This window comes from Sphingobium xenophagum, from assembly GCF_031457465.1.
GTDB classification, from domain to species: domain Bacteria; phylum Pseudomonadota; class Alphaproteobacteria; order Sphingomonadales; family Sphingomonadaceae; genus Sphingobium; species Sphingobium xenophagum_A.
In genome coordinates this window covers 37,295-57,002 of the sequence record NZ_JAVDWV010000001.1, presented here as the reverse complement: position 1 = coordinate 57,002, position 19,708 = coordinate 37,295, and the positions used below count along the sequence as shown (strand labels likewise).

The window sequence follows — 19,708 nt, the reverse complement described above, 5'->3', positions numbered from 1 at the left end:
CGATCGTCACTGCCCCTTCACCGCGTCCATGATCTGCCGCACCGGCGCGATGTCATAGCCGGCCGCCGCCGCCTGCGCGGCCAGCACGTCGCCATCGTCACCCGCGCGCGCGCGGGTCAGTGCCCAGAGCAAGGTGCTGCGCGTGCCCGACCGGCAATAAGCGAGCATCTTGCCGCCTGCCTCGGTCTGTTCCAGCGCGCTTGCCATGCCGTCCAACTGCCACGGCGAAAAACCGCCATGCGCCACCGGTACCGCGACATAGGCGATGCCCGCCGCCTTGGCCGCGGCTTCGATCGCCGCGCCGTTGACCTGTCCCGGTTCCTCGTCATCGGGGCGGTTGTTGACGATGATCGTCACGCCCTGCGCCTTGGCGTCGGCCACCTGATCCAGCGTGATCTGCGGCGAAACAAGGATGCGGTCGGTCAATTTGCGGAACATGGGGCTTCTCCTTTGGCACAGGCCATGCGCCGGTCAGGATCAGGATTCAAGAGCGGCCTCTTGCTCCCGTCGTTGCGCAAAGCCCTTCCAATGTAGGATTTCCGATGATCTACACTGTCGGATGGAACGCGCTCACGCCCCGCCCTGCCCTGCATCCCGGATCAACCGTCGCGTGCCTGTCGCGTCACAGGCGCCCCACTGTCGCGCCAGTGTCGCGTCCAAGCTACTTTGGACGCACTTTACCGATACTTTTCCGTCGCAATCGGCCGAAAAATGCGCCCACGACATCATGAACTTGGATGCGACGCGGACCTGTGACCCTTGGCGCTATAGAAACGGCCGAATCGCCGCCAGAAAGGCGTCGCCCCAAGCATCCAGCTTCTTCTGCCCCACGCCGCTGATCGTGCCCAGATCGCGGATCGAGGACGGCCGCTGCTCGGCCATTTCACGCAGCGTCGAATCATGGAAGATGACATAGGGCGGCACGCCCGCCTCCTGCGCCAGTTCGCGGCGGCAGGCGCGCAGCGCGTCGAACAGCGGATCGCCGACCGGGTTCGCATCGGCCCCGTTGCGGGCATTGCGGGACCGTCGCTCGCGCTTGGGGGGCATCAGGATGCGGACTTCTTCCTCCCCGCGCAGGATGGGCCGCGCATTGGGGCCAAGCATCAGCCCGCCATGCTCGGTGGTCTCCAGCGCATCGCGCACCAGCAGCGCGCGCGACACGGGACGCAGCAGCACGATCTCGTCCCCCGACACGATGCCATGCACCGAAATCTTGTCATGGCCGCGCTCGCGCACCTTGTCATTGGGCGCGCCGGTCAGCACCGCCTCGATATGGCCGGACCCGAAACTCTGGCCGGTGCGATAGACGGCGGACAGATATTTGCGCGCCGTCTCGGTCGCGTCGATGCTGGCGGGCGGCGAGAGGCAATTGTCGCAATTGCCGCACATGGCAGGCGGATCTTCGCCGAAATGGCGCAGCAATATGGCGCGGCGGCAGGTCGCGGTTTCGACCAGCGCGCCAAGCGCCGCGATCCGCGTGCGCTCGCCCTGCTGGCGGCTCTGCTCCAATTCCATGATCCGCTGGCGGGCGCGGGCGAAATCCTCCGCCCCCCAGAAAAGATGCGCGACCGCCGGTTCGCCGTCGCGGCCCGCGCGACCCGATTCCTGATAATAGCCCTCGATCGACTTGGGCAGGCCCGCATGCGCAACGAAGCGCACGTCGGGCTTGTCGATCCCCATGCCGAACGCGACGGTGGCGACCATCACCATATCCTCGCTGGCGATGAAGGCGGACTGATTGGCGGCGCGGACCTTGGGGTCGAGCCCGGCATGATAGGCGCGCACGGCGCGGCCACCCCGCCCCAGCGTTTCAGCGAGCTTCTCGGTCGCGGCGCGGGTCTGGGCATAGACGATGCCGGGGCCGGGATTGGCAGCGACCAGATCGGCCAGTTGCCGCGTGAGGCCATCACGCGGATGGACCGCATAGCGGATATTGGGCCGGTCGAAGCCCGATATGATGAGGCCGTCGTCGGGTATGCCGAGCTGGACCAATATGTCCTTGCGCGTATGCGCGTCGGCCGTGGCGGTCAGCGCCAGCCGGGGGACATCGGGAAATTCGTCGAGCAGCGGGCGCAGCAGGCGATAGTCGGGGCGGAAATCATGGCCCCATTCGGACACGCAATGGGCTTCGTCGATCGCGAACAGCGCGACCCTGGCCGATCGCAGCAGATGACGAAACCCCTCTTGGCTGGCGCGTTCAGGCGCCACATAGAGCAGGTCGAGATCGCCATTGCGCAACCGGTCCTGCGTCTCGCGCCAGTCGGCATCGACGCTGGTCAGGCTGGCGGCGCGAATGCCGACGGCGGTGGCGGCGCGCAACTGATCATGCATCAGCGCGATCAGTGGCGAGACGACGACGCAGCAGCCATCGAGCGCGACCGAGGGCAATTGGTAGCAGAGCGACTTACCCGCGCCGGTCGGCATGATGGCCAGGGTCGGCTGACCCGCCATGACGCGTGCGACCACCTGTTCCTGCACGCCGCGAAAGCGGGTGAAGCCAAAAATATCGTGGAGGAGCGTGGGAATGTCGGGCCGCATGACGCGGCCTTAGCGGGGGAAAGCGCGGGGGGCCAGCCTTGCCGCCGCTTAACGGACGGGATCGAGCAGGCAGCCCCAGCCGGGCCGATAACGGGCGGTGCGCGCGGCGATCAAGGGCACGCGGGCTTCCACGGCCTTGTCTTCGGGCCGGTCGGTCAGGGTGACGAGCGCCATGCCCGGTTCCTTATCATCCTCGCAACTGCCCATCGCGCGCCCTTCGACATAGCGGCACGAACAGGCGAGGCGCGCGCCATAAGCGGTGCCCAATTCCGCCTGACCGCGCACACCGCTCCAATGCCAGCCAAGCACGGCCAGCAGCGACAGGATAAGCACAAGGGTAAGATAAATGATCGTCCGGCGGCCCGGCATATTCCCGACTCGGTTGGGGATGGCTAAGGGCGCGGCTTATGAAGATCGAATGGAACAGCGTAAAGCGGCTTGGCCTTGGCGCCGCCCTGGTGGCCCTTGTCGGCGCGGGCGGGCTGTGGAGCGTGCGCGCGGCCGACCCGCAACCGCTCTACCGCGTGGCGAGCGACGCTGCGGTGGGCGAGGCGGCGCTGCGCGCCGCGATCGACCCCTTGTTCGAGGATGCGGCGATGGGCGACACCCGCGCGCTGCTGGTGATGCGCGACGGCGAAATCGTCGCGGAACGCTATGCACCCGGTTTCGGGCCGGACACGAAACTCCTGTCCTGGTCGATCGCCAAGAGCGTGACGGCGGTATTGGTGGGCCTGATGGTGGCGGACGGACGGCTGGCGATCGACGCGCCGGTGCCGGTGGCGGCGTGGAGCCAGCCGGGCGACCCGCGCGGCAAGATCACGCTGCGCCAATTGCTGCAGATGACGAGCGGCCTCGATCATGTCGAGGATGGCGAACCGATCCAGAGCGGCGACACGGTGCGGATGCTGTTCACCGACGGCGCCCAGGACATGCGCGCCTATGCCGAGGCCAAGCCGCTGGGTCAGGCTCCGGGCGCGCATTTCGCTTATTCGACCGGCAGCAGCATCATCCTGTCCGACCTGATGACGCGGATGCTGACCAACAGCAGCGATCCCGACGTGCGGCGGCGGGCGATGGCGATGTTCATCGACGGCCGATTGAAGGCACCGGGCAAGCTGCCCAGCCTGACGCCCGAATATGATGCGGCCGGCACGATGATCGGCGGCAGCATGATGCACATGACCACGCGCGACTATGGCCGCTTTGGCGAATTGCTGCGGCGGCAGGGGCGCGGCCCCAGCGGGCACCAGATACTGCCGGAAAAATGGGTCGATTTCATGCGCACGCCATCGAAACGCAACCCGGCCTATGGCGCGCATCTCTGGCTCAACCGCGAAGGCAGCGAAAGCGCGCTGATGCCGGGCCTCGCCCCCGCCAGCCTGTTCGGCTGTGTGGGGCATAATGGCCAATATATATTGGTGTCACCCAGCCAGCGCCTGACCGTGGTGCGGATCGGCATGTCACCGCAAAAGGAACAACGGGTCGCGGTGAAGGCAGCGCTGGCACGCGTGATCGGGCTGTTTCCGGGCTAGAGGTGGAAGCGGCCCTCGATCACCGTGCGGCACTGGCCGGTCAGGATCACCCGGTCGCCATCCAAGGTACAGCCAAGCCGACCGCCCCGCGCCGATGCCTGAAACGCGCTGAGCGTCGTCTTGCCAAGGCGCTTGGCCCAGAAGGGGGTGAGCAGGCAATGGGCGGACCCCGTGACGGGGTCTTCGTCCACGCCGCCGCCCGGTACGAAGACGCGACTGACGATATCGCTAACCTCACCCGGCGCGGTGGCGATCAGCATGACGTCGCCGTGCGCCTTCAAGGCCGCGAAGTCCGGCGCGAGCGCGCGCACGGCAGCGGCATCGGAGAAGAGGAACAGACTATAGCCCCCGTCCCGCCAATGCGACTCGACCGGCGCCCCCCCCAGCCCCGCCGCCAGTTCCGGCAGCGCACGGGGTGTCATATCCCAAGCCGGAAGCGACAGTGCATAGCCATCGCCCGCGCGCGATACGCTCAATATGCCCGCATGGCGCGTGCGAAAACGCACCACATCCCCCTGCCCCATCAGCACATGGCCGCTAGCGAGCGTGGCATGGCCACACAATTTCACTTCGACGGAGGGCGTGAACCAGCGCAGCGCATGATCCGCCTCCGGGTCGTCCGGTGTCGCCAGCGTGAAGGCCGTCTCCGACAGATTATTCTCTGCCGCAATAGACTGCAGCGTGGCGTCGTCGAGCCAGGCATCGAGCGGCATCACCGCCGCCGGATTGCCGGTGAATGGCGCATCGGCAAAAGCATCGACCTGGGTGAAGGGCAGGCTGGTCATGGTATATTCCTCGTCATTCGCGACCGCTCTGGCGGATTGGCAGGCCCGCGAACAGGGCCAACCGTATGGGATTGGCGCTTAGCCCAACAGTACCAGCGCGCTGCACACGGCGATGCCCACGACGATGTTGATCGGCACGCCGATCCGAACGAAATCGGCAAAGCGATAGTCGCCGGCCGCATAGACCAGCGCATTGGTTTGATAGCCGATGGGTGTCGCGAAACAGGCTGATGCGCCGATCATCAGCGCGATGATGAGGGGGCGGGGATCGACGCCCAACTGCTGCGCGATCGCGATGGTGATGGGCGTCAACAACGCCGCCACCGCATTATTGCTGAGCAGTTCGGACAGGATCAGCGCGAAGAAATAGATGAGGAAAACCAGCGACCAGGCCGGCGCGCTCTGCAGCAGCGGCGTGATCCAGCCGACCATCAGCGCGACGCTGCCCGCCTGTTCGAGCGCCAGCCCGACCGCGAGCATGGCGAAGATGAGCACCAGCACATCGCCATCCACCGCGCCCCAGGCTTCTTCGGGATCAATGCAGCGTGTGATGAGGATGAGGCCAACCGCAATGACTGCGGCAAGGCCAATGCCCACGACATTGAGGGCGGACAGGATGACGACACCCGCCATTGCCACCATGGCGATCCACGCCTTTTTACGCCGGAAAGCGCGGACCCGACTGACATCGACGCCGATCAGGTGGGGATTATCGCGCAGCGATCGCATGGCATCGTCGCTGCCAGCGATCAACAGGCGATCCGCGCCGCGCACGCGCGTTTCGGGCAGGTCTGGTCCAGGCAAGTGCCGAGCGCGGTGAATGCCAATAATCCGTACCCGCAGCGCATGGAGAAAGGGAATATCCATCAGCCGCTCGCCGATGGACGGGTGGCTGGGCGACACCATGGCTTCGACAACGCGGCCTTCCTGGCCAGATGTACGCGAGTCGGCGGCGATGCCGAGTTCAAACTGGTCCGATTCGCGCAGCGTCATGATCGCTGCACCATCGGCCCGGACGATCAGCCGATCGCCAGCATGTAGTTCTTCTTCCACCAGGTCGCGGCGACGGATGTCGCCACCCCGCTTGATGCCCAACAGCTTGACGGTCCGGCCGAACATGCTGAGCGAGCCGACGGCGCGACCGATGAGGTCGCTGTCCTGGGGCACCACCAATTCGGTCAAATAATCCTGCACATTGCCGCCATTTTCTCCAGCGATGCTCGGCGCGTCGCTGGGCAGCAGGAAAGACAGGCAAATCAGGGCGATGACACCAGCAATCGTTCCCGCCAAACCATAGAGGGTGATATCAAAAATGCCAAAGGGGGCCATGCCCTGATCCGCGGCAATGCCCGCCACAATCAGATTGGTCGATGTGCCGACCAAGGTCAGGCAACCGCCCAGCACCGCAACCGTGTTCATCGGGATCAACAATTTCTTGACCGGATAGCCCGTTGCCTGCGCCAGCTTGAACATGATCGGGATCAGCAGCACGACCACCGGCGTATTGTTGAGGAAGGCCGAGAGGATGATCGTGCCGATCGCCACTTCGGCAAGGGCGAGCCGGGGACGCCGTTCGGCCCGCGTCATGATGATATCGGCCACACGACTGATGACACCCGTGCGGATCAGCGCGCCAGAAAGGATGAACATCGCTCCGACGGTCAGGGGCGCACTGTTGGAAAAGACCGAAAAAAGCGCCTTCTCATCCAGCATGCCGAGCAGCGCGAAGGTACAGGCACCGACAACGGCGATGACCGTGGGCGAATAGCGTTCGCGCACGAAGGCGACGAACATGGCGGCCAGAACCACCAGCCCGATTTCGGCCCGATACACGCCCAGCAGCGCGGTGATGAAATGCATAATGCCCCTGTCCCCAACAAGACTAGCGCTGGCCGCTGATCTTGCCGGGCTGAAACGAAATGGGCCAGCCATGGTTGCATGGCTGGCCCGTGTCGCGGCGGTCAGGGGACGTTTTGACCGTCAATCCGCGCAATGCGTGGTGACGCTCCCCAGGCTTACGCTCTGCCGCTTGCCCGTCGAGCGGGCTATGACGTCATCCTATCGTAATAAAAGTGAGTCGTCTCGCTTTTTTACGGTCGGTTCGGCGCGTCACTCCCCGCATTGGGCGCGGTGAAGCAATTTCTGGTCGGCCAGCACCAGCGCCATCATCGCTTCGACCACGGGCACACCGCGGATGCCGACACAGGGGTCATGGCGGCCCTTGGTGATGATGTCGGACGCCGCGCCCTCGCGCGTCACGGTTTCGACCGGGATCAGGATCGAGCTGGTAGGCTTGAAGGCGACGCGCAGCTTGATCGGCTGGCCCGTGGCGATGCCACCCGCAATGCCACCGGCATGATTGGCGAGGAAGGTCGGCCCATCGGGGCCGGGACGCATCGGGTCGGCATTTTGTTCACCGCGCAGGCTGGCAGCCGCGAACCCGTCGCCAATCTCGACGCCCTTGACCGCGTTGATGCTCATCATCGCGGCGGCCAGTTCGCTGTCGAGCTTGGCATAGAGCGGCGCGCCCCAACCGGCCGGAACGCCGCTGGCGACACATTCCACGATCGCGCCGAGCGAGGAGCCTTCGCGTCGAGCATCGTCCACCAGCTTTTCCCAGCGTGTGGCGGCCTCCGCATCAGGGCAGAAGAAAGGATTCTGCCCGATCTGCGCCGCGTCGAAATTAGCATAGTCAATCGCATCGCCGCCGATCGCGCTGACATAGGCGAAGATGTCGACATCAGGGATGACCGCGCGCGCGACCGCGCCTGCCGCCACGCGCGACGCCGTTTCGCGGGCGGAAGAACGCCCACCGCCGCGATAGTCGCGAAAGCCATATTTGGCGTCATAGGCATAGTCGGCATGGCCAGGGCGATAGGCCTTGGCAACGTCCGAATAATCCTTGGAGCGCTGGTCGGTATTCTCGATCATCAGGCTGATCGGCGTACCCGTCGTCCGCCCGTCGAACACGCCCGACAAAATACGCACCTCATCCGCCTCGCGACGCTGGGTGGTGAATTTGGACGTGCCAGGCTTGCGCAGGTCGAGCCAGGGCTGAATGTCCGCTTCGCTGAGCGGCAAGCCCGGCGGGCAGCCGTCCACGACCGCGCCAATCGCCGGACCATGGCTCTCGCCCCAGGTGGTGAAGCGGAACATGCGACCAAAGCTGTTGACGCTCATTTATCGAGCGCGATGTCCGGGGCGTCTTCGGCTTTCATGCCAATGACATTATAGCCCGCATCGACATGGTGGATTTCGCCGGTCACGCCGCTGGCCAGGTCCGACAACAGATACAGGCCCGCGCCGCCCACATCTTCGATGGTCACGTTGCGGCGCAGCGGAGCGTTTAGCTCGTTCCACTTGAGAATATAACGGAAGTCGCCAATGCCGCTCGCCGCCAATGTCTTGATCGGACCGGCCGAGATGGCATTGACGCGAATATTTTCTGGTCCAAGGTCCATCGCCAGATATTTGACGCTGGTTTCCAGCGCCGCCTTCGCCACGCCCATCACATTGTAATGAGGAATGACTTTTTCCGCACCATAATAGCTGAGCGTCAGGATGCTGCCGCCGTTCGGCATGAGCGCGCGGGCACGGCGTGTGACTGCCACGAAACTGTAAGCGGATACGTTCATGGTCATCAGGAAATTGTCGAGGCTGGTATCGACATAGAGGCCGCGCAGTTCATTCTTGTCCGAAAAGCCGATAGCGTGCACGACGAAATCGAGCGTGCCCCAGCGCGCCTCAATCTCCGCAAAGGCGGCGTCGAGCTTGTCCATGTCGGTGACATCGCAATCAATCAGGAAGTCAGAACCAACTTGGCTTGCCAAGGGGCGGACCCGCTTGGCCAGCGCCTCGCCCTGATAGGAGAAAGCCAGTTCAGCGCCCTGTTCATGCAAGGATTTGGCGATACCCCACGCCAACGACTTGTCGTTCGCCAAGCCCATGATGAGGCCGCGTTTACCCGCCATCAAGCCGTTCATATCGTCGTTCCATTCCCTTGGTCTTCAGGCGATCCGGTCAATTCCTCTTCGGGAAACTCCGCCAGCGCCGCGTTCAGTTCCGCGCCAATTACCACGCCAAGCCCGACTAGGAAGAAAAAAATGAGCGTGATCATCACGCCTGCCAAGCTGCCATAGGTCCGGTCATAGCCACCCAGCAGTGACAATGTCGGCGGTAAAAGCAGCGTTGTGCCATACCACCATAGCGATGTTGCGATCGCGCCGGGCCATTTGGGAAATCGACGATCCTTGTACATGGTCGGCGTCAGCGACACGAACAGAGACCAGAGGGCAACACAAACGATGCCCATTGGCACGAGTTTTGCCGACGCGACCAAGGCGATGGCATCATCGGCCCAAGGGAGGAGATGATTGAGAAACTGATCTATGCCGGTAATCACAACCTGCAGCGAGAAGGCGAACATCACCGCCACCACACTGGCCAAGGTGATGCCAACCGCGCTCAGCCGGTAATGCCAGAAGGATCTGGTGCTTTTTGTGCCATAGGCGCGGCGTAATATGTCGCGGATGGTTTCAATGAGACTGCCCACGGTCCACAGGCCGACGAGGCCACCCAGCCACAGCAGCGGCCCGGAACGGGCATTGAGAACATCGCTGATCGGTTGGCGCACAACATCCGCGACGCCGGGCGGAACCGTTGTGAGGAAAGCATTGACCGCAGCCAAGCCATCCTGCGTTCGGCCAAAGATGCTGAACACCGCCGCCGCCACGATGAAGAAGGGGAACAGCGTCATTAACGAGAGATAGGCGAGATTGCCCGCATGGATGAAACCATCGCTGTAGGTGCCAACAGCGACGCGCTTCATCACCTCAAATGGCTGCGATCCTGGCCGCATCCGCTTGAGCTGTCTGTGAAAATGCGCGCGGGTACGAGATGCGGTGTAGCGGCGCGATTCAGGTGTATAAGGCGAATTGGTCGGCATCCGCCCTCCAACGCCTCAGACGCCGAGATGGGCGCGCACGGCCCGATTGTCCCGCCAGCCTTCGACCAAGGCGAGGAGGGCAGGGTCATCGGCAGGCACGTCGATCTGGAGCGTCACAAGCTGATCGCCACGAGTACCGTCCCTGCCCGTAAACCCCTTGCCACGCAGCCGAAGCGTCTTGCCCGACGTAGCACCTGCCGGCACACCCAGCATCACGGCACCATCGACGGTCGGCACCTTAACCTTGCCGCCCTTTACCGCCTCATCGAGCGTGATGGGCAGGTCGAGCAACACATTGTCGCCATCGCGCGTGAAGTAGGCATGGGGCTTCACTTCAATCGTGACGATCGCATCGCCAGCCCCGCCGGGGCCGGGTTGCCCCTTGCCAGACAGACGCATCTGCGTACCCGTTTCAACGCCAGCCGGAAGCTTGAGATCAATCGTCTTACCATCCTGAAGCGTTATCCGCTGGGGGGCGAGGGTGGCGGCATCGGTGAATTGCACCGCCAGCCGATAGGCAACGTTCGCACCCTTGGCAGGAGGGGCCTGACGACCGAAGCCGCCGCCTCCCGCGCGGCGACCGGCACCGCCGAACAGCCCTTCGAAAATATCACTGAAATCCGCACCACCCTGATCAAATCCGCCGCCGGGCTGACCACGGAAGCCACCTCCGCCACCTGCCCCGCCAAAGCCGAACGGCGCGGTCGGATTACCATCACCGTCAATCTCGCCGCGATCAAACCGGGCGCGCTTGTCCTTGTCAGACAACAGATCATAGGCGTTGGTCGCTGCCGAGAATTTCTCCGAAGCCTTGGGATTATCCTTATTCTTGTCGGGATGCAGTTCCTTGGCCAGCTTGCGATAGGCCGACTTGATCTCTGCCTCGGTCGCGCCGCGCGCAACGCCAAGGATGGAATAGGGATCAGCCATCAATGCTCTGGTGCCTCTTGTTCTGGTGAAGGATAGTGCGCCTCTATGTGGCGAAAGGGTGGCGTTCGTTCAAGTTGCGCAATTGCCCGTATCGACACTATCCCCCGGTGCCCCTAGACAAGGCGGCATGATGGAACCCTTTGCCTTGTTCGACGACTGGTATAGTCAGGCGCGCGAAACCGAAATCAACGACAGCAACGCCATGGCCTTGGCAACTGCCGATGCGCGCGGTCATCCGTCCGTCCGCATGGTTTTGCTGAAAGGTCATGGACCGGATGGCTTTATCTTCTACACGAATTTCGAGGGACGCAAAGCGGAAGAGTTGACCGTCAACCCCCATGCAGCCCTGCTTTTCCACTGGAAATCCATGCGGCGACAGATACGGATCGAAGGGGCTGTCGGCCCGGTCAATGATGCCACGGCCGACGCCTATTTCGCCACGCGCAGCCGCGATAGCCAATTGGGTGCCTGGGCATCCGACCAATCCCGCCCCCTGCCCTCGCGCGAAATATTCATGGCTCGTTTCGAAGAAGCCAATGCCCGGTTCGAAGGCCGCCCGGTGCCGCGTCCGCCGCATTGGTCGGGCTTTCGACTAGTGCCCGACCGCATCGAATTCTGGCAGGATCGCGAACATCGCCTGCACGAACGCCGTCTGTTCACACGGGACGATACGGGCTGGAGCGAAGGTTTGCTCTACCCCTGACATCCACCAATTGCACCGTTTGGGACGAAGCAAGGCGCGGAAAGCTGTGCCTGGTTCGTCTATCTCCCATGTGAGGACGCACGCCGATTGCGGGTGGCCGATGTGCCTGTTAGGTGTCGCCTGACAGTTGTAATAATATTGCGAGCTGTGCCCGCGCGGCTCATGAGGGATTAGATGCGCAACAGACTGACGGCCTTCATCCTCACTGGCATGGTCCTGGGGGTGATCGTAGGGTTCGCCGCGAACCTGTGGGTGGGCGGCGACGAAGCGCTCGCCAAACAGGTGGCGGGCTATTTCCATCTGCTTGCCGACATCTTCCTTCACCTCATCAAGATGATCATAGCGCCGCTGGTCTTTTCGACCCTGGTCGCAGGCATTGCCCATATGGGCGACAGTGCGGCCCTGGGACGGATCGGCGGGCGGGCGCTCGCCTGGTTCATCATAGCCAGCCTGATCTCGCTGACCTTGGGCCTGATTTTCGTCAATTTCTTCGCGCCCGGAGAAGGGCTCAATCTGGTCCGCAATGGAGCCGAATCCGGCGTCAATACCGAATCGCTGAACTTCCGTGACTTCATTCTGCATGTTTTCCCGACCTCCATGGTCGGCGCGATGGCGGAAAATTCGATTCTCCAGATCGTTGTCTTTTCCCTGTTCGTGGGCGTTGCCCTGACCGCCATTGGCGAAAGGGGCAAACCCATCGTCACGGTGGTCGAATCCCTGGTCGAACTGATGTTGCAGGTGACCGGCTATGTGATGCGTGTGGCTCCCTTCGCCGTATTCGGCGCGCTGGCTTCGGTGATTACGACCCAAGGTTTGGGCGTATTGATCACATTCGGGGAACTGATCGGCGAATTCTACATCGCCCTGGGTGCCTTGTGGCTGCTGCTGTTCGCGGCGGGTTCGGTGTTCCTGGGCAAGCGGATGTTCACGCTGATCCGCTATGTCCGCGAACCGATCCTGATCGCTTTTTCCACCGCCTCGTCTGAAGCGGCCTATCCCAAGATGCTGGAGCAGCTCGACAGATTTGGCGTCCCGCGCCGTATATACAGCTTCGTCCTGCCGCTGGGCTACAGCTTCAACCTCGACGGGTCGATGATGTATGCGACCTTTGCGACGATCTTCATCGCGCAGGCCTATGGTATCGACCTACCGATCGCGACGCAGATCACCATATTGCTGGTGCTGATGGTGACCAGCAAAGGCATCGCCGCCGTACCGCGGGCGTCGCTGGTGGTGGTCGCCGCGACGCTGGGCCAGTTCGACCTGCCAGTCGAAGGGGTCGCCTTCATCCTGGCTGTCGATCATTTCATGGACATGGGCCGCACTGCGACGAACGTGCTGGGCAATGCCATCGCCACCTCGGTCATCACCAAATGGGAAGGCATGCTGGAGGTCGAGGAACCGATAGATGTGCCTCATCCCAAGGCTCCGGCCCATACCGCCGCGCATGGCCGCGCTGGCCTGGAACTGGCGTCTGACATGGTGGACGATCCTAAGAAGGGCTAGGCCCCCTCGCTTTCCGTCCCGAAGCTCACACCGTCTTAGGCGTTGAATAGCAAGAGGCTGACTTGCCCCGCTAGGTTGCAGCCGGATTTGTGCGGTCAATGGCACCGCTGTCGAGCAACGGCGCGGCATCCATGTCTTGCGCGCCCAGGATCACGCTCAATTTCTCCAGCGAGGCGAGGATCATCGCCTGTTCCCACGCGGGTAGCGAAGAAAACCGCTCCGTAAATTGCGATTGCAAAAGATCGGGCGCGCAGGCCAGAGCTTCCAGCCCGGCCGCCGTGGCATTGAGCATGATCTGCCGCTTGTCGCGTTCGCTGCGTTCGCGCGTGACGAGACCGGAGAGAACCAGCCGATCGACGACGTTGGTGATCGTTGCCTGGCTGAATTTCAACGCCGCCGCGATCATGCTGGGTGTCGCCTGATGCCGGCCCCCAATTTCGCGTAACACCAGCATTTGGGATGGGGTCAATCCCGTTGTCGAGGCCAGCTTGCGGCTGCCGATCTCGGTCGCGCGGAGAATGCGGCGAAGCGCCTGGAGAGTGGGGTTCGAAAGGTCGGATTCCATGGCCGATAGCTATCCGTTTGCGCGGTGCCATGCCAATGTCATTTTCCTTTATATAATGAAGGATAATGCAAGGCTGAAACGGCGGATAGAGAAGGCGTTGCGGCCAAAGGGTTGAAAATTTCGCTTTCATATGTATATATTGCGCCGCAGCAACAGAGGCGAAGGGATTCGCCCAGATAGTTAAATACTTTGGGAGGCTAATAATATTTGATCGTGAAACCGATGCGACATGCTTGTCGCCACGGAATTTTGCGTCCTGTGAGAATGAAATTGGACGAGTTATGAATTTCCGCACGCCGGTAGCGCAGGACGGCCCTGCCATCACCGCGCTGATCGCCGCCTGCCCGCCACTCGATGGCAATTCGGCCTATTGCAACCTGCTGCAATGCACGCATTTCGCCGATAGCTGCATCGTCGCCGAACGCGACGGCCAGATCGTCGGCTGGGTATCGGGCTATCGCCTGCCCGCCGACCCCGGTCGCTTCTTCATATGGCAGGTCGCCGTTGCTGCGGAGGCTCGCGGCGAAAAGCTGGCGCAGCGCATGATCGCCGCCTTGCTGGACCGCCCATCGGCTACCGGCGTCACGTACCTCATCACCACGGTAACCCCCGACAATGCAGCCTCCTGGGCGCTTTTCGAGGGGATCGCCCGGCGTCTGGGCGCTGAGTTGACCAAAGCCCCGCTGTTCGAGCGCGACGCTCATTTCGCCGGCGCGCATGAGACCGAGTGGCAAGCGACGATCGGTCCCTTCGCCCTCCCTTCCAAGACAAGCATCTAAATATTCGGAGACTTTCCCCTATGACGATCACCCCCAAACCGACCCAGACCATTCCCGATACCGGCATTTATGAGCGCCGGGAATCGATCGTGCGCAGCTATGCCCGGTCGATGCCGCGCCAGTTTCATCGCGCCGAAAATGTGTGGATGCATGATAATCAGGGGGGACGTTATCTCGATTTTCTATCGGGCTGCTCGACGCTGAATTACGGGCATAACCATCCGATCCTCAAGCAGGCGTTGCTCGACTATATCATGGCCGACGGCATCACCCATGGCCTGGACCTGCATACCGATGCCAAGGCGGCCTTTCTGGAAAGTTTCGAGGAGGTGATCCTTCAGCCGCGCAAGCTGAATTATCGCGCGATGTTCACTGGCCCGACCGGCACCAATGCGGTGGAAGCGGCGATCAAACTGGCGCGCAAGATTACCGGCCGCGAAATGGTGATCGCCTTCACCAACGGCTTCCACGGCATGACGTTGGGCGCGCTCGCCTGCACCGGCAATGCCGCCAAGCGCGGTGGTGCAGGCGTGCCGCTCAGCCATGTCAGCCACGAACCCTATGACGGCTATCACGGCCCCGACGTCGATACCGCCGACCTTTTGGAACAGCGGCTGTCGGACCCGTCCAGCGGCCTGGATGCGCCCGCCGCCATCCTGGTGGAAACCGTACAGGGCGAAGGCGGCCTCAACGCCGCGTCGCCGGCCTGGCTGCGCAAGATTGCCGCAATCGCCAAGCGGCATGGTGCCCTGTTGATCGTCGATGATATTCAGGCCGGTTGCGGCCGCACCGGTGGCTTTTTCAGCTTCGAGGATATGGGTTTCACGCCCGACATCGTCACGCTGGCCAAGTCACTGTCGGGCATGGGCTTGCCCTTCGCGCTCACGCTGTTCCGCGCTGAACTCGACCAATGGTCGCCGGGCGAACATAATGGCACCTTCCGCGGCAACAATCATGCCTTCGTCACGGCGACGGCCGCCCTGCGCCATTTCTGGAGCAATGACAGCTTCGCCGCCGATGTGCGCCGTCGCGGCGCGCTGCTGGAAAGCCGCCTCGACAAGATGGCCCGCGAACATGGGCTGACGACGCGCGGGCGCGGCATGATGCGCGGCATCGACGTCGGGTCGGGCGAGATTGCGTCCGTCATTACCGCCGCCTGCTTCGCGCGCGGCCTCATCATCGAAACGAGCGGCCCCCGTGACGAAATCGTCAAGGTGCTCGCCCCGCTCATCATCGACGACGCCGTCCTTTCGGCCGGTCTCGACATACTGGAAACCAGCGTGCGCGAGACGCTTGCCGCCTCCTTTGGCGTGGCGGCGGAATAAGGAGATATCGCATGATCGTCCGTAAACTGACCGACATTCGCAAGTCCGACCATAACGTCAAATCCGATGGCTGGGAAAGCGCCCGCCTGCTGCTCAAGGATGATGGCATGGGTTTCTCATACCATGTCACCACCATGTACGCCGGCAAGGAGCTGAAGATGCATTATCAAAATCATCTCGAAGCCGTGTTGGTGCTCAAGGGCAAGGGCACGATCGAGGATCTGGGCACGGGGGAAACCCACCAGTTGGCCGCAGGCACCATGTATGCGCTCAACGATCATGACCGCCATATCGTGCGCCCCGAAACCGATATCCTGACCGTCTGCGTCTTCAACCCGCCGGTCACCGGTCGCGAAGTGCATGACGAAAATGGCGCTTATCCCGCCGAGGCCGACATGGTCCGCACGGCCGAACTGACGTCTTGAAATCATAAAGAAAGGGGGAGTCCCATGACAGACATCTACCCATCCCGCCAAATGGCGGAACCGCAATTCCTGCCCCGTCTCGATCCGGTCGTCCATAGTGACTGGAGCGAGGCGGCACCGCTCTCGAAAGCGCAGGCCGCGCAGTTCGAGCGCGACGGCTATCTGGTGCTGGAGGATATCTTCTCCGCGCAGGAAGTCGCCTTCCTGCAACAGGAGGCTGGTTCCCTGCTGGCCGATCCCGACGCGCTGGATGGCGACACCGTGATCACCGAACCGGGCGGCGGCGAAATCCGGTCGATCTTTGAAATTCACAGCCAGAACCGCGTCATGCAACGGCTGGCGGCCGACGCCCGGCTCGCCGACGTTGCTCGCTTCCTGTTGAATGACGAAGTCTATCTTCACCAGTCCCGCCTCAACTATAAGCCGGGGTTCCAGGGCAAGGAATTCTACTGGCATTCGGATTTCGAGACCTGGCATGTGGAAGACGGGATGCCGCGCATGCGCGCCCTGTCCATGTCGGTCCTGCTGGCGGACAACACGCCCCATAACGGCCCGTTGATGCTGATCCCCGGATCGCACCGCAGCTATCTGACCTGCGTGGGTGAAACGCCCGACGACCATTATAAGATGTCGCTCAAGAAGCAGGAATATGGCGTCCCCGATGAGGACAGCCTGGCCGACCTTGCGCACAAACATGGTATCGTGGCACCGACGGGCAAGCCGGGAACGGTCATCCTGTTCGATTGCAATCTGATGCACGGATCGAACGGCAACATCACGCCCTTTCCCCGCGCCAACGCTTTCATGGTTTATAATGCCATGGCCAATCAGCTGGCCGCGCCCTTTGGCCCCGCGACGCCGCGCCCGTCCTTTATCGCGGCACGCGAGGCGGAAGCGATCAGGGTCTGTCATGGCGATCTGGTTGCGGAGGTGATGGCATGAGTGGCCTGCATAGCGTCGAAAAAATCGGCGGCACGTCGATGGCGGCCACGGCCAGCCTGTTCGACAATGTCCTGATCGCAGGCCGCAGCGGTGACGATCTTTACAACCGCATCTTCGTCGTATCCGCCTATGCGGGCATGACCGATCTGCTGCTGGAGCATAAGAAATCCGGTGTGCCGGGCGTCTATGGCCGCTTCATCGCCGATGATGGGGCGGACGGCTGGCTTGAGGCGATGGCCAAGGTGCGCGGGGCGATGCACGATCGCAATGGCGAAATGTTCGCGCGCACCGCCAGCCTGGATGAGGCGAACGCCTTTGTCGATCTGCGGATCGCGGCGGTGCAGGATTGTCTTGCGGATCTCGGCCGGTTGCGCAGCCATGGCCGCTTCTGCGTCAAGGAACAGTTGTTAACGGTGCGCGAATTGCTGGCGGGCCTTGGCGAAGCGCATAGCGCGCACAGCACTGCGCTGTTGCTGCGCGATCGCGGGATCAATGCGGTGTTCGTCGATCTGACGCTGTGGGACCAGGATGATTTGCGCAGCCTGGACGAGCGGATCGTGGAGGCGCTGGCACCCATCGACCTGCGCCATATGATGCCGATCGTCACGGGCTATGCCGGATGCCGCGAAGGCATGGTGCGGCGCTATGCGCGGGGCTATTCGGAAATGACCTTCTCGCGGATCGCCGTGCTGACCCATGCGCGCGAAGCGATCATCCACAAGGAATTTCACCTGTCGAGCGCCGACCCCCGCCTGGTCGGGGAAGCCGCCGCGCGCAAGATCGGCCGCACCAATTATGACGTGGCCGACCAGCTCGCCAATCTGGGCATGGAAGCGATCCACCCTCGCGCGGGCCGTGGCCTGCGCCAGACGAGCATTCCCTTGCGCGTCCGCAACACATTCGATCGGGAAGATGAGGGAACGCTGATCTGCGGCGATTATGTGTCCGATACGCCGCGCGTCGAGATCATTACCGGTGTCCGGTCGATGCAGGCGCTCCAGTTTTTCGAGCAGGATATGGTCGGTGAAAAGGGCTATGACGCCGCGATACTGGAGGTGCTTACCCGCCATGGCGCGTGGATCGTCAGCAAATCCTCCAACGCCAATACTATCACTCATTATCTGTCGATCGACACGGCGACGGTGAAGCGGATCATGGCCGACCTGCAATCGCTCTATCCCGATGCCGCCATCTCCGCGCAGCCTGTGGCCATGGTGTCGGTGATCGGCAGCGACATATCGCGGCCGGGACTGGTGCCCGATGCGCTGGATGCATTGGCTAAAGCGAATATTGATATGATCGCGATGCAGCATCAGATCCGCAACGTGGACATTCAGTTCATCATTGATTGCGCGAATTTCGATACGGCCGTGCGTGTCCTGCACCAGCGGCTGATCGAGGATGTGGCCGATCGTGGCGAAGGGCGTCGGGCGGCCTGAGCCGCCTTTCTCTCCATGTTGTCATCGATACTTCCGGTTCGCAGCCTGTTGGCCGCCATCTTCATGCTGATGGCGGGCAGCGGCTTCCTGTCCACCCTGATCAGCCTGCGGCTGGAGCGGGGAGGCAGTGGCACGCTGATGATCGGCGCGGTGGCGACCGCCTATTTCGCCGGGCTGACCGTCGGCGCGCTGCGCGCCGCGCCTGTCGTACAGCGAGTGGGACATATACGCGCCTTTGCCGCCTTCGTGTCGCTGCTGTCGGCCAGCACTTTGGCCTATGCGCTGTTCCAGAATGTGCTGTTCTGGGCCTCGCTGCGGTTCATCGACGGGCTGTGCGTCGCGGGTGTGTTCATATGCCTGGAAAGCTGGCTGAACGAGCGGGCGGAACCGGACACGCGGGGCAGCATTTTGGCGGGCTATATGATCGCCCTTTATTCGGGACAGGCGCTGGGGCAATTTCTGCTCAATTTCGGGCGCACCCCGTCCATCCCCTTCCTGATCGCCTCCATCCTCATTTCGCTGGCCGTTATCCCCGTCGTCCTCACCCGCATTGCCGCGCCGCTGCCGGGGCAGAATGCCCCTTGTACGATGCGGCAATTATACGCTTCGTCCCCGCTGGGTTTCATCGGCGCGATGACCACGGGACTGATGCTGGGCGCTTTCTATGGTCTCGCCGCCGTCCATGTCCGTCGGCTGGGACTGGACCTGTCCCAGACCGCCAGTTTCATGAGCATCGTCATTTTGGGCGGGGTTGCGCTGCAATGGCCACTGGGGCGACTGTCGGATCGCTTCGATCGCCGCCGGGTCATCGTCATCAGCTTCGGCGCGACGATGGCCGTCTGCCTTGCGCTGACCATGGTCGACGGCATGGGCCTGCCGTTGCTGACGCTCGGCGGTCTGTTCGGTGGCCTCAGCTTCGCGCTCTATCCGCTTTGCGTCGCCCACACCAATGACCGGCTGGACCCAGCCGCCCGCGTCGCGGCCAGCGGGGCGCTGGTGCTGCTCTATTCGATCGGCGCTGCATTGGGACCGACTGGCGCGGCGACGGCGATGACGCTGTTCGGCGTGAGTGGGCTGTTCCTCTTCATCGCCGCCGTTGCGGGCGGCACATTGGTCTTCGGCCTCTGGCGGCAGGCATCGTCCCTGCCAGTGCCGGGCGACGACCAGCAAAGCTATCAGATCCTGCCCCGCACCACGCCGGTAGCCGCGATGCTCGATCCCCATGCCCCGGAACAGATCGCGCCCAATGAGAGCGAACCAGCCGACCGATCGCTGCTCACCCTTTCAGGATAGA

19 protein-coding genes are annotated in these 19,708 nt (G+C 62.7%); 9 read left to right on the top strand and 10 right to left on the bottom strand.

All coding sequences use genetic code 11. From position 1 onward, the window contains the following. Nucleotides 1–6 precede the first annotated feature (6 nt). The 3 genes from J2W40_RS00260 to J2W40_RS00250 form a co-directional block, all read right to left on the bottom strand. Entirely contained in the window at nucleotides 7–438 is a 432-nt protein-coding gene (locus J2W40_RS00260; protein ID WP_310220983.1) for a protein tyrosine phosphatase family protein, read from the bottom strand. Nucleotides 439–765: 327 nt separating this feature from the next. Then, nucleotides 766–2,538: a DNA helicase RecQ gene (gene recQ, locus J2W40_RS00255; RefSeq protein ID WP_310220980.1), complete on the bottom strand. Its 1,773-nt coding sequence runs from the start codon at nucleotides 2,536–2,538 to the stop codon at nucleotides 766–768. A 48-nt stretch (nucleotides 2,539–2,586) separates the two neighbouring features. Further along, a complete protein-coding gene (locus J2W40_RS00250) occupies nucleotides 2,587–2,907 on the bottom strand; it encodes a hypothetical protein (RefSeq protein ID WP_310220978.1) in 321 nt (106 codons plus the stop codon). A gap of 38 nt (nucleotides 2,908–2,945) precedes the next feature. Here J2W40_RS00250 and J2W40_RS00245 point away from each other — a divergent pair, with 38 nt between their 5' ends. Further along, nucleotides 2,946–4,070, top strand: a complete 1,125-nt coding sequence (locus J2W40_RS00245; RefSeq protein WP_310220976.1) for a serine hydrolase domain-containing protein — start codon at nucleotides 2,946–2,948, stop codon at nucleotides 4,068–4,070. Here the strand turns inward: J2W40_RS00245 and J2W40_RS00240 are convergent. From J2W40_RS00240 to J2W40_RS00215, 6 genes are all read right to left on the bottom strand, one after another. Further along, the gene (locus J2W40_RS00240) at nucleotides 4,067–4,855 is read right to left on the bottom strand and encodes a PhzF family phenazine biosynthesis protein (RefSeq protein ID WP_310220974.1); all 789 of its coding nucleotides are present in this window, start codon (nucleotides 4,853–4,855) and stop codon (nucleotides 4,067–4,069) included. The two genes, J2W40_RS00245 and J2W40_RS00240, sit on opposite strands and share 4 nt — an antisense overlap. A 78-nt stretch (nucleotides 4,856–4,933) precedes the next feature. Then, nucleotides 4,934–6,715: an SLC13 family permease gene (locus J2W40_RS00235; protein ID WP_310220973.1), complete on the bottom strand. Its 1,782-nt coding sequence runs from the start codon at nucleotides 6,713–6,715 to the stop codon at nucleotides 4,934–4,936. 249 nt (nucleotides 6,716–6,964) lie between these two features. Continuing rightward, the gene (gene aroC, locus J2W40_RS00230) at nucleotides 6,965–8,035 is read right to left on the bottom strand and encodes a chorismate synthase (protein ID WP_310220972.1); all 1,071 of its coding nucleotides are present in this window, start codon (nucleotides 8,033–8,035) and stop codon (nucleotides 6,965–6,967) included. After that, the gene (gene fabI / locus J2W40_RS00225; RefSeq protein WP_310220970.1) at nucleotides 8,032–8,838 is read right to left on the bottom strand and encodes an enoyl-ACP reductase FabI; all 807 of its coding nucleotides are present in this window, start codon (nucleotides 8,836–8,838) and stop codon (nucleotides 8,032–8,034) included. Before fabI ends, aroC begins: the two co-directional genes overlap by 4 nt. Continuing rightward, nucleotides 8,835–9,800 carry a YihY/virulence factor BrkB family protein gene (locus J2W40_RS00220; RefSeq protein WP_310220969.1) on the bottom strand — a complete coding sequence of 322 codons (966 nt, stop codon included), beginning with the start codon at nucleotides 9,798–9,800 and terminating at the stop codon, nucleotides 8,835–8,837. Before J2W40_RS00220 ends, fabI begins: the two co-directional genes overlap by 4 nt. Before the next feature lie 15 nt (nucleotides 9,801–9,815). Then, the gene (locus J2W40_RS00215; protein ID WP_310220967.1) at nucleotides 9,816–10,730 is read right to left on the bottom strand and encodes a DnaJ C-terminal domain-containing protein; all 915 of its coding nucleotides are present in this window, start codon (nucleotides 10,728–10,730) and stop codon (nucleotides 9,816–9,818) included. Nucleotides 10,731–10,857: 127 nt separating this feature from the next. Here J2W40_RS00215 and pdxH point away from each other — a divergent pair, with 127 nt between their 5' ends. Further along, complete coding sequence (gene pdxH / locus J2W40_RS00210; protein ID WP_310220966.1) at nucleotides 10,858–11,433, top strand: pyridoxamine 5'-phosphate oxidase; 576 nt, start codon at nucleotides 10,858–10,860, stop codon at nucleotides 11,431–11,433. Nucleotides 11,434–11,607: 174 nt separating this feature from the next. Then, nucleotides 11,608–12,939 (top strand): dicarboxylate/amino acid:cation symporter, encoded by a 1,332-nt coding sequence (locus J2W40_RS00205; RefSeq protein WP_310220964.1) that lies wholly within the window; start codon nucleotides 11,608–11,610, stop codon nucleotides 12,937–12,939. Nucleotides 12,940–13,009: 70 nt separating this feature from the next. Here J2W40_RS00205 and J2W40_RS00200 read toward each other — a convergent pair whose 3' ends face one another. Beyond that, the gene (locus tag J2W40_RS00200) at nucleotides 13,010–13,504 is read right to left on the bottom strand and encodes a MarR family winged helix-turn-helix transcriptional regulator (RefSeq protein ID WP_310220962.1); all 495 of its coding nucleotides are present in this window, start codon (nucleotides 13,502–13,504) and stop codon (nucleotides 13,010–13,012) included. 281 nt (nucleotides 13,505–13,785) lie between these two features. On the opposite strand from J2W40_RS00200, the gene ectA reads away from it, so the two are divergent. Genes ectA through J2W40_RS00170 form a run of 6 tightly spaced genes read left to right on the top strand, consistent with a single transcriptional unit; the run spans nucleotide 13,786 to nucleotide 19,707 of the window. Continuing rightward, a complete protein-coding gene (gene ectA / locus J2W40_RS00195; protein WP_310220960.1) occupies nucleotides 13,786–14,283 on the top strand; it encodes a diaminobutyrate acetyltransferase in 498 nt (165 codons plus the stop codon). A gap of 20 nt (nucleotides 14,284–14,303) precedes the next feature. Further along, entirely contained in the window at nucleotides 14,304–15,608 is a 1,305-nt protein-coding gene (gene ectB / locus J2W40_RS00190; RefSeq protein WP_310220958.1) for a diaminobutyrate--2-oxoglutarate transaminase, read from the top strand. A gap of 11 nt (nucleotides 15,609–15,619) precedes the next feature. After that, nucleotides 15,620–16,033 (top strand): ectoine synthase, encoded by a 414-nt coding sequence (locus tag J2W40_RS00185; protein WP_310220956.1) that lies wholly within the window; start codon nucleotides 15,620–15,622, stop codon nucleotides 16,031–16,033. A gap of 24 nt (nucleotides 16,034–16,057) precedes the next feature. Further along, nucleotides 16,058–16,975, top strand: a complete 918-nt coding sequence (gene thpD, locus J2W40_RS00180) for an ectoine hydroxylase (protein WP_310220954.1) — start codon at nucleotides 16,058–16,060, stop codon at nucleotides 16,973–16,975. After that, nucleotides 16,972–18,414, top strand: a complete 1,443-nt coding sequence (locus J2W40_RS00175) for an aspartate kinase (protein ID WP_310220952.1) — start codon at nucleotides 16,972–16,974, stop codon at nucleotides 18,412–18,414. Before thpD ends, J2W40_RS00175 begins: the two co-directional genes overlap by 4 nt. Before the next feature lie 15 nt (nucleotides 18,415–18,429). Further along, a complete protein-coding gene (locus tag J2W40_RS00170) occupies nucleotides 18,430–19,707 on the top strand; it encodes an MFS transporter (protein ID WP_310220950.1) in 1,278 nt (425 codons plus the stop codon). The last annotated feature ends 1 nt before the right edge of the window (nucleotide 19,708 follow it).